The organism is Moritella sp. Urea-trap-13, from assembly GCF_002836355.1.
Classification (GTDB): domain Bacteria; phylum Pseudomonadota; class Gammaproteobacteria; order Enterobacterales; family Moritellaceae; genus Moritella.
Genome location: NZ_PJCA01000024.1, coordinates 1 through 229, shown reverse-complemented (window position 1 = coordinate 229; position 229 = coordinate 1). Strand labels below are relative to the sequence as shown.

Below are 229 nucleotides of genomic sequence, written 5' to 3'. Positions count from 1 at the left end.
GTGGGTCCTTAGCTCAGTTGGGAGAGCATCGCCCTTACAAGGCGAGGGTCACTGGTTCAAGCCCAGTAGGACCCACCACAATTATTAAGTTTGGTTATCTATATTTTTAATATAAGTAACGAGACTTTTTAAAGAAAGTATTCGGGGGCTGTTAGCTCAGTTGGTAGAGCAGTTGACTTTTAATCAATTGGTCGAAGGTTCAAATCCTTCACAGCCCACCACTTTCTTT

2 tRNA genes are annotated in these 229 nt (G+C 42.8%); both read left to right on the top strand.

Annotation, left to right across the window (positions count from 1 at the left end):
* The first annotated feature begins 2 nt into the window (after positions 1–2).
* Positions 3–78, top strand: a tRNA-Val gene (locus tag CXF93_RS02955).
* 67 nt (positions 79–145) lie between these two features.
* Positions 146–221, top strand: a tRNA-Lys gene (locus tag CXF93_RS02950).
* The last annotated feature ends 8 nt before the right edge of the window (positions 222–229 follow it).